Genomic DNA, 9511 nt, shown 5'->3' on the forward strand with positions numbered 1-9511 from the left:
GGCTGGGCGACATCCTCGGCGGCCTCTTCGGTGGCGCCGGCGGCGGCGGGGCCCGCGCGCGCAGCCAGGCGGCGTCGGGTCCGGCGCGCGGTCAGGACGTCGAGACCGAGGCGACCCTCTCCTTCGAGGAGGCCGTCCTCGGCGTCACGGTGCCGCTCCGGATGCAGAGCCCGGGCAGCTGCCCGACCTGCGCCGGCAGCGGCGCCAAGCCCGGGACGAGCCCGCACACCTGCCCGGTGTGCCAGGGCGCCGGCGTGACCAGCCGCAGCCAGGGTGCGTTCGCGTTCTCCGAGCCGTGCCGCAACTGCCGCGGCAGCGGCCAGGTCGTCGACGACCCGTGCCCGACCTGCGCGGGCAGCGGCATCACCAGCCAGACCCGCACCATCACGGTGCGGATCCCCGCGGGGGTCAAGGACGGCCAGCGCATCCGGCTGCCCGGCAAGGGGGCGCCCGGGCGGCGAGGTGGCCCGGCCGGCGACCTGTTCGTCGTCGTCCACGTGTCCGAGCACCAGTTGTTCGGCCGCAAGGGCGAGGACCTCACGCTGACCGTGCCGATCACCTTCGCGGAGGCGGCACTGGGCACCACGCTCACCGTGCCGACCCTCGAGGGCACGGTGTCGCTCAAGGTGCCGGCGGGCACCGCGAGCGGCCGGACGCTGCGGGTCCGCGGACGGGGCGTGCTCGCCAAGGGCCGCACCGGCGACCTGCTGGTCACCGTGGAGATCGCCGTCCCCGCACGGCTGACCCCGGCGCAGCGGAAGGCCGTCGAGAACCTGGCCGAGGAGCTGGACGAGGACCCGCGCCCGCAGATCACCGCGGCGGTGCGGGCGGGAGGTGAGGCATGACCAGGCCATCGGGAGGGCCGCTGGGCCACGCGGCCCCGTCCGTCGCCGACGACGCCCCGGTGTTCGTGATCTCCGTGGCGGCCGAGCTGGCCGGCATGCACGCCCAGACGCTCCGGCAGTACGACCGGCTGGGGCTGGTCAGCCCTGGTCGCACGCCGGGGGGCGGCCGCCGGTACAGCCCCCGCGACGTGGCGCTGCTGCGCGAGGTGCAGCGGCTCTCGCAGGAGGACGGCGTCAACCTCGCCGGCATCAAGCGGATCATCGACCTCGAGTCCCAGGTCGAGGCGCTGCAGGCTCGGGTGCACGAGCTCCTCGAGGAGCTGCAGCACTCGGAGAGCCGGCGGATGGCGGCCGAGGCCGCGATCCCGGCGGCCTACCGCGCGGACCTGGTGCCCCACCGGCGGCCGAGCTCCGCCCTCGTGGTGTGGCGTCCCGGGGGGGCCCGGTGAGCGGGCCGGGCGCCGACGCCCACGAGGCCTTCGTCGGGCTCGAGCGCGAGATCGGGCTGCTGCTGCGCCGGTCCCGGGCCATCTCGACCCGGCTGGCGCGCGAGCTGCACCCCGACCTGGACGGCGCCGCCTACGGGCTGCTGGCCCTGCTGCAGGACGCCGGGCCGCTGCGCGCCAGCGACCTCGTGGCCCGGCTCGGCCTGGACAAGAGCACCGTCAGCAGGCAGCTCTCCAGCCTCGTGGACCTCGGCCTGGTCGACCGCGCAGCCGACCCCGACGACGGCCGGGCGCAGGTGCTGACGCCCTCGGCCGAGGGTGCGGCCCGGCTGGCCCGCATCCGGTCGGCCCGCCGGGCCCGCTGGGAGAGCGACATGTCCGGGTGGCCCGCCGAGGACGTCGCCACGCTCGCCGCGCTGCTGGAGCGGCTGAACCGGATCGGCGAGGCGCGCGAGGCCGAGCAGGGGTCCTGACCCGCCGGCATCGTCACCGGTGTCCGCCGTTCTCCGCCCGTGCACCCGCCGAGCCCAGCGGCACCGGTGACGATGCCCGGACCCCACCGCGGGGTCCGGGCATCGCCGCGTCCGGGGCGGCACGCCCGGCATGACGTTGCAGGCCGCAACCATATGGGCGTATGGTTTCGGTCTGCAAGCAGTTGCACCACCCCGAGGACTCGTCATGCCACTCAGCCCCGCCACGCGGGACCGCCTCATGGCCGGGGTCGCCCAGCTCATCCGCGCCGGACGGCACCTGAGCTCCCGCGCCGCCACCCAGCTCCACGGTGACCTGCCGTCGTTCGGCTGGGCCCTCCTCCTCCCGCTCGAGCGCGACGGTGACCTGCGCTGCAGCGCCCTCGCCGCGCACGCCGGTGTCGACGGCTCGGTCGCCAGCCGCCAGCTCACCGCGCTGGAACGCTCCGGCCACGTCGAGCGCCAGCCCGACCCCCGTGACGGGCGGGCCGTCCTCTTCCGCCTCACCGGCCGCGGCGCCGACGCGCTGGCCACCTCGCGGGCGCTGCGCTCCGCGTGGGCGCGGACCGCCCTGGCCGACTGGGACGACGACGACGCCGAGCGGCTCGCCGGCCTGCTCGAGCGCCTGGTCGCCGACGTCGACGTCACCGGCGTGCCGCGCCCCGAACCGGCGGGAGCTGCCCGATGACCACCCCGCCCCGTGCGGGTGGGAGCGGCCCGGTGGCCACCCGGCCTCCCGCCCGACCCGCACACCCGACGTCCAGGAGCCCCGTGAGCACCGTGCCGCCCGCCGCAGCCGAGGCGCCCGTCGAGCAGCAGGGGCGGATGACCCACCGCCAGGTGCTGGAGGCGCTCTCCGGCATGTTGCTGGCGATGTTCGTGGCGTTCCTGTCCTCGACCGTCGTCTCCAACGCCCTGCCCACGATCATCACCGAGCTGCGCGGCACGCAGAACCAGTACACCTGGGTGATCACGGCGACCCTGCTGGCCTCGACGGCCTCCACGCCGATCTGGGGCAAGCTCGCCGACCTGTTCAGCAAGAAGCTGCTCATCCAGCTGTCGATCGTGGTGTTCATCGCCGGATCGATGCTGGCCGGGCTCGCGCAGTCGGTGGAGACCCTGATCGCCTGGCGCGTGCTCCAGGGACTGGGGCTGGGCGGCCTGCAGGCGCTGGTGCAGATCGCGATGGCCGCGATGATCAGCCCCCGCGAACGCGGCCGCTACTCCGGTCTCCTCGGCGGGGTCATGGCGGTCGCGACCGTCGGCGGCCCCCTCCTCGGCGGTCTGCTGGTGGACACCAGCTGGCTGGGCTGGCGCTGGTGCTTCTACGTCGGCGTGCCGTTCGCCGCGGTCGCGCTGGTGCTCCTCCAGCGCACCCTGCACCTCCCGGTGACCCGGCGGGACGTGACCATCGACTACCTCGGCGCGGCCTTCCTCACCGCCGGCGTCTCGGCGCTGCTCATCTGGGTCACCCTCGCCGGCGGCAGCTTCGGCTGGGCCTCGGTGGAGACGGCGCTGTTCCTCGGCGGCGCCACGCTGGCGGTCGTGGCCTTCCTGGTCACCGAGGTGCGGGCCGCGGAGCCGATCGTGCCCCTGCGGCTGTTCCGCGACCGCACCACCACGCTCGCGATCGTCGCCAGCGTCGCGGTCGGCATGGCGATGTTCGGTTCGACGGTGTTCCTGGGCCAGTACCTGCAGATCTCGCGTGGGTACTCGCCGACCGAGGCCGGGCTCCTGACCGTCCCGATGGTCGGCGGGCTGCTGGTCTCCTCCACCGTCTCGGGCCTGCTCATCACCCGCTACGGGCGGTGGAAGGCCTACCTGGCGACCGGCACGGTCCTGGTCGTGGCCGGCTTCGCGCTGCTGGCGACGATCGACCACGAGACGGACATGGTGCTGTTCAGCGTCTACCTGTTCGTGCTCGGCGTCGGCATCGGCATGAGCATGCAGAACCTGGTGCTCGCCGTGCAGAACACCGTCGCGGCCCGGGACCTGGGCGCGGCCAGTTCCGCGGTGGCCTTCTTCCGCAGCCTCGGCGGCACGATCGGCGTGTCGGTCCTCGGTGCCGTGCTGAGCAACCACGTGGGCGACCTGATCCGCGACGGCACGGCGCGGGTCCCGGGCGCCGCGGGGACGGCCGCCGCCGGGGGAGGGGACGTCGGGCTGGCCGACCTCGCCGACGCGCCGGCGCCGGTGCAGGAGCTGATCCGCCTCTCGTACGGGGATGCGACCGGCCGGGTGTTCCTGATCTCGGCGCTGGTCGCGCTCGTCGCGGTCCTCGCCGTCCTCTTCATCCGCGAGATCGCCCTGCGCACGGACACCGGCGACGAGCGGGAGCAGGCCGCGCGCGGGTCCGCGGTGCGCATCGGCACCGACGCGATCGAGGGCCGCGACGCCGGCGGCGCGCGCACCGGGGTGGCGCACGCCGGGGTGGTCCCGGCCCGCTGACCGGACGACGGCCCGCCTCCCGCAGGGGAGGTGGGCCGCCGTCCGTCCGGGTGGGGTCAGCCCTCGAGCGCGGCGTCCAGGGTGATCTCGGTGCCGGTCAGCGCCTTGCTCACCGGGCACCCGGCCTTGGCGGCCTGGGCGGCCTTGTCGAAGCCGTCGGCGTCGAGGCCCTCGACCTCGCCGCGCACGGTCAGCTTGACCCCGGTGATGGTCGGGGCGCCGTCGCGCTGGCCGAGCGTCACGTCGGCGGAGACCTCGAGGGACTGCGGCGTACCGCCGGCCTTCCCGATCTCGCTGGAGAGCGCCATGGCGAAGCAGGCGGAGTGCGCCGCGGCGATGAGCTCCTCGGGGCTGGTGGTGCCGTCGGCCTCGTCGGCGGCGCGCTTGGGGAAGGACACCTCGTAGGTGCCGACCTTGGAGCTGGAGAGCTCCACCTGCCCCGAGCCCTCCTGCAGGGTGCCGTTCCAGGCGGTGCGGGCGGTACGAGTGGGCATGCTGCCCCTTCCGGGCCGTGGCCGCCCCGGGCTGGGCGGCGCCGTGGCCGCCCTCCTACCCGCCGGGAGCCCCGGCTACCGCGCGGATCAGGCCTGCTCGGGCACCTCGGCCGTGCCGTTGACCCGGTCGGTGAGCAGCCGCAGCCGCGCCTTGAGGTCGTCGAACTCGCTGGTGTCGAAGCCGATCGCGCCGATCATCTCCTCGGAGATGGCCACGGCCTTGCCCTCCAGGGCCCGGCCGGCGTCGGTGAGGGCGATGGAGACCGAGCGCTCGTCCTCGACCCGGCGGTGCCGGGTGACCAGGCCCGCCGCGGTGAGCCGCTTGAGCAGGGGCGAGAGGGTGCCGCTGTCGAGCGCGAGGCGGGCGCCGAGCTGGCCGACCGTCTGGTTGTCCTGCTCCCAGAGCAGCAGCATCACCAGGTACTGCGGATAGGTGAGGCCGATCGCGTCGAGCATGGGGCGGTACCGCGCCGTCACCGCGCGGGAGGCGGCGTACAGCGCGAAGCACAGCTGGTCGTCGAGCGCGACGCTCGGAGCCGGCAGGGCGGTCATGCCCGCCAGTCTAGGGCCGCCGCACGGGGGGCCGGGACCTTCCGCCCTGGACGCGACCCGTAAGGGGGCCCTGGTGGTGCCGGGGCGGGCGGGGCGAGGATGGACGAGCGCAGCAGAGTTGAGCGGAACAGACTCAACCCCCGGCTCGTTGCAGGGAGCGATGACGCCGGCCACGGAGGGACGGCGTGCCCGAGAGAGGAGAGGACGTGCCCCCTGGCATGGACAGCAAGCTCACCACCCGCTCGCAGGAGGCCGTCGCCGGTGCCCAGCGCCTCGCCGTCGGCCGGGGTCAGGCGGCCCTCGAGCCGCTGCACCTGCTCGTCGCCCTGCTGGAGCAGGCCGACGGCATCGCCGGCCCGCTGCTCACCGCGGTGGGCGCCGACCCGGCCGACGTGCGCAGCAAGGCCGACGCCGCCCTGCGCCGCATGCCGAGCGTCAGCGGCGCGACCGTCTCGGCGCCCGCGCCCTCGCGCGAGTTCCTCAGGGTGATCAACGCAGCCGCCGAGCAGGCGGGTGCCCTCGGTGACGAGTACGTCTCCACGGAGCACCTGCTGGTCGGCCTGGCCGCGTCGGAGGGGGAGGCCGCCGCCGTCCTCACCAGCGCGGGGGCGACGGCGGACGCGCTGCTGGCGGCGTTCCGCACGGTGCGGGGCAACCGCAAGGTCACCACCGCCGATCCGGAGGCCACCTACCAGGCCCTCGAGAAGTTCGCCGTCGACCTCACCGAGCGCGCCCGCGAGGGGAAGGTCGACCCGGTCATCGGGCGGGACACCGAGATCCGCCGGGTCGTGCAGGTGCTCTCCCGCCGGACGAAGAACAACCCGGTGCTCATCGGCGAGCCGGGCGTGGGCAAGACCGCGATCGTCGAGGGCCTGGCCCAGCGCATCGTGGCCGGCGACGTCCCGGAGAGCCTCAAGGGCAAGCGGCTGATGGCGCTCGACCTCGCCGCGATGGTGGCCGGCGCGAAGTACCGCGGTGAGTTCGAGGAGCGGCTCAAGGCCGTCCTCCAGGAGATCACCGAGGCCGAGGGCGAGATCATCACCTTCATCGACGAGCTGCACACGATCGTCGGTGCCGGTGCGACCGGTGACGGCGCGATGGACGCCGGCAACATGATCAAGCCGATGCTGGCGCGCGGTGAGCTGCGCATGGTGGGCGCCACCACGCTCGACGAGTACCGCGAGCACATCGAGAAGGACCCGGCCCTGGAGCGCCGCTTCCAGCAGGTCTTCGTCGGCGAACCCTCGGTCGAGGACACGATCGGCATCCTCCGCGGGCTCAAGGAGCGCTACGAGGTGCACCACGGCGTGCGCATCACCGACGGCGCGATCGTCGCGGCGGCGACGCTGTCGGACCGGTACGTCACGTCCCGGTTCCTGCCCGACAAGGCGATCGACCTGGTCGACGAGGCCGCCAGCCGGCTGCGCATGGAGATCGACAGCCGCCCGGTCGAGGTCGACGAGGTCGAGCGCGCCGTGCGCCGGCTGGAGATCGAGGAGATGGCGCTCGCCAAGGAGGGCGACCCGTCGTCCCTCGAGCGCCTGGCCAGCCTGCGCGAGGACCTCGCCGACAAGCGGCAGGAGCTGGCCGAGCTCACGGCCCGCTGGCAGCAGGACAAGAGCGCGATCACCCGGATCCAGCAGGCCAAGGAGGAGCTGGAGCGGCTGCGCACCGAGGCCGAGCGGGCCGAGCGCGACGGTGACCTCGCCCGCGTGGCGGAGCTGCGCTACGGCCGGCTGCCGCAGCTGGAGAAGGCGCTGGCCGAGGCCGAGGCGTCGGTCGAGGAGCAGGCCTCCATGCTCAAGGAGGAGGTCGGTCCCGACGACATCGCCGAGGTCGTCCAGGCCTGGACCGGCATCCCCGCCGGGCGGCTGCTCGAGGGCGAGACCCAGAAGCTGCTGCGCATGGAGGAGGAGCTCGGCCACCGGGTCGTCGGGCAGCCCGACGCCGTCCGCGCCGTCTCCGACGCGGTGCGGCGGGCGCGCTCCGGCGTCGCCGACCCCGACCGGCCCACCGGCTCGTTCCTCTTCCTCGGGCCCACCGGCGTCGGCAAGACCGAGCTGGCCAAGGCGCTGGCGGAGTTCCTGTTCGACGACGAGCGGGCCATGGTCCGCATCGACATGAGCGAGTACTCCGAGAAGCACTCCGTCGCCCGGCTGGTGGGGGCTCCCCCCGGCTACGTCGGCTACGAGGCAGGCGGCCAGCTCACCGAGGCGGTGCGGCGCCGTCCGTACACCGTGGTGCTGCTGGACGAGGTCGAGAAGGCGCACCCGGACGTCTTCGACGTGCTGCTCCAGGTGCTCGACGACGGCCGGCTGACCGACGGCCAGGGGCGCACGGTGGACTTCCGGAACACCATCCTGATCCTGACGTCGAACCTCGGCTCGCAGCTGATCGCCGACCAGTCGGTGCCCGAGGAGCGGCGTCGCGACGCGGTGATGGGCGTCGTGCGCGGGCACTTCAAGCCGGAGTTCCTGAACCGGCTGGACGACGTCGTGGTGTTCCGGGCGCTGGGCAGCGAGGAGCTGACCGGGATCGTCGACATCCAGGTCGGCGTCCTGGCCCGCCGGCTGGCCGCCCGCCGGCTGACGCTCACCGTCACCGACGCGGCCCGGGAGTGGCTGGCGCTCAACGGCTTCGACCCCGTCTACGGCGCCCGGCCGCTGCGCCGGCTGGTGCAGTCGGCGATCGGGGACCAGCTCGCCAAGGCGCTGCTCTCCGGTGACATCCGGGACGGCGACGAGGTCGTCGTCGACTGGCCGGGTGGCGACGTCGAGGGCCTGCTCGTCACCCGCGGCGGGTAGCCGCCCGGGAGGTGGCCGCGCCCGCCGGACCCCCCCCCGGGTCCGGCGGGCGGGACGCCGCCTGATCGGGTGGCACCGCGTGCCCTGCTGGTTCCCCGGTGGGGCGTCGTCGATGATCGCGGGCGACGACCGGACCGAGAGGCGGAGACACGATGACGGCGGGCCAGGACGACCAGCACGGTCGGCAGCAGGGGCAGCCCGAGGGGCAGGGCGGCCAGCAGCCGGGGTGGGCGCCGCCGCCGGGTCAGCCGCCGTACGGTGACCAGCCTCCCCACGGCGGCCAGCCGCCCTACGGTCAGCCCCCGTACGGGCAGCCGCAGGGCGGTCAGCCCCCGTACGGGCAGCCGCCGCAGAACCCCTACGGCCAGCATCCCTACGGTCAGAACCCGTACGGCTACGCCCCCGCGCCCGCGGCGCCCCAGGGCTGGGGCCCGGGTGCGCCCGAGCCGATGGAGCGGCCGCTGACGGTCCGCGCTGGCATCGGCGCGTTCCTCGGCTCCCTGGTGCTCAGCGCCGTGGCGGCCGTCGTCACGCTGCTCAACTGGGACGAGCTGCTGGACTGGACCCTCGACCAGTCGGGTACCGACCTCCAGGGCGCGGAGTTCGAGGGGCTGGACACCGAGGCGCTCGCCGAGCTGACGGCGCAGCTGACGACCGGCTTCACCGTGCTCGTGCTCCTGCTCCAGCTGCTCTTCGTCTGGTTCGCGTGGCAGGGCCGCAACTGGGCGCGGATCGTGCTGTGGGTGCTCGGTGGCCTGGCGCTGCTGGCCGGCCCGTTCAACGCCGTCGCCGGTGGGCCGCTGCCCTTCCTGACCACGCTCTCCTGGTTCCAGCTCGCGCTGACGGCCGCCGGCGTGGTGCTGCTGGCGCTGAAGCCCTCCAACGACTGGTACCGCTTCCGCAAGTGGCAGCGCGCCACGGGTCAGGGCTGAGCAGGCGGCAGCTCAGGCCCGCCGGGTGGCCAGCCAGTCCCGCGTCGTCCGCGCGACCAGGCTGGCCGCCGCTCCCACCGACAGCACGAGCAGCAGCAGCGCGACGACGGTGACGCCGCCGGCGGTGAGCATGGTGGAGAGCAGCACCAGCGCCAGGACGACCGTCGAGACCACGCCGGTCCAGAGGCCCCAGCGGCGGCGGCGCGACACGGCCCACGCCGAGACCGCGTAGGCGATGCCCAGCACCAGCGGCGCGGTGGTGTTGACCAGCAGGAACTGCTGGGCCTCGTCCGCGGTCAGGCCCGCCTCGACCAGCGCCTGCCGGACGCCGTCCCGGCCGAGCCAGGTGATCGTCACGTACAGCAGGAGCAGCACGGCGAGGGTCGCGAGCAGCGCCATCGAGACCCGCACCGACGGCGGGGCCGGCGGTGCCCGGGGTCGTGGAGGCCGCGCTCCCGGCGGGGGCGTCGTCGGAGCCGCAGCCGCCGAGCGCGAGCGCCAGGCCCGAGAGGGCCGCGAG

The 9511-nt window shown here is 74.6% G+C and carries 10 protein-coding genes; 7 read left to right on the plus strand and 3 right to left on the minus strand.

Annotation, left to right across the window (positions count from 1 at the left end; genetic code table 11):
* From E9549_RS21440 to E9549_RS21460, 5 genes are all read left to right on the plus strand, one after another.
* The coding region (locus tag E9549_RS21440) for a DnaJ C-terminal domain-containing protein (RefSeq protein ID WP_236828619.1) at positions 1-845 on the plus strand (845 nt) is incomplete at its 5' end.
* Positions 842-1294, plus strand: a complete 453-nt coding sequence (locus E9549_RS21445) for a heat shock protein transcriptional repressor HspR (RefSeq protein WP_236828620.1) — start codon at positions 842-844, stop codon at positions 1292-1294. The genes E9549_RS21440 and E9549_RS21445, both read left to right, overlap by 4 nt.
* Entirely contained in the window at positions 1291-1764 is a 474-nt protein-coding gene (locus E9549_RS21450; RefSeq protein ID WP_236828621.1) for a MarR family winged helix-turn-helix transcriptional regulator, read from the plus strand. Before E9549_RS21445 ends, E9549_RS21450 begins: the two co-directional genes overlap by 4 nt.
* Before the next feature lie 205 nt (positions 1765-1969).
* Positions 1970-2449, plus strand: coding sequence for a MarR family winged helix-turn-helix transcriptional regulator (locus E9549_RS21455; protein WP_236828622.1), 480 nt, complete (start codon positions 1970-1972; stop codon positions 2447-2449).
* Between the two features lie 83 nt (positions 2450-2532).
* Positions 2533-4209, plus strand: a complete 1677-nt coding sequence (locus tag E9549_RS21460) for a DHA2 family efflux MFS transporter permease subunit (protein WP_236828623.1) — start codon at positions 2533-2535, stop codon at positions 4207-4209.
* 56 nt (positions 4210-4265) lie between these two features.
* On the opposite strand, the gene E9549_RS21465 is transcribed toward E9549_RS21460, so the two are convergent.
* The gene (locus tag E9549_RS21465) at positions 4266-4703 is read right to left on the minus strand and encodes an OsmC family protein (protein WP_236828624.1); all 438 of its coding nucleotides are present in this window, start codon (positions 4701-4703) and stop codon (positions 4266-4268) included.
* Between the two features lie 87 nt (positions 4704-4790).
* Positions 4791-5255, minus strand: coding sequence for a MarR family winged helix-turn-helix transcriptional regulator (locus tag E9549_RS21470; RefSeq protein ID WP_236828625.1), 465 nt, complete (start codon positions 5253-5255; stop codon positions 4791-4793).
* Positions 5256-5473: 218 nt separating this feature from the next.
* Between E9549_RS21470 and clpB the strand changes: the two genes are divergently transcribed.
* Both clpB and E9549_RS21480 read left to right on the plus strand, forming a co-directional pair.
* Positions 5474-8059, plus strand: a complete 2586-nt coding sequence (gene clpB / locus E9549_RS21475; protein ID WP_236828628.1) for an ATP-dependent chaperone ClpB — start codon at positions 5474-5476, stop codon at positions 8057-8059.
* A gap of 152 nt (positions 8060-8211) precedes the next feature.
* Positions 8212-8991 carry a hypothetical protein gene (locus E9549_RS21480; RefSeq protein ID WP_236828626.1) on the plus strand — a complete coding sequence of 260 codons (780 nt, stop codon included), beginning with the start codon at positions 8212-8214 and terminating at the stop codon, positions 8989-8991.
* A gap of 12 nt (positions 8992-9003) precedes the next feature.
* On the opposite strand, the gene E9549_RS21485 is transcribed toward E9549_RS21480, so the two are convergent.
* Positions 9004-9390: a hypothetical protein gene (locus E9549_RS21485; RefSeq protein ID WP_236828627.1), complete on the minus strand. Its 387-nt coding sequence runs from the start codon at positions 9388-9390 to the stop codon at positions 9004-9006.
* Positions 9391-9511 lie beyond the last annotated feature (121 nt).

Origin of the sequence: Blastococcus sp. MG754426 (assembly GCF_021699055.1) — a bacterium.
Lineage (GTDB): Bacteria > Actinomycetota > Actinomycetes > Mycobacteriales > Geodermatophilaceae > Blastococcus.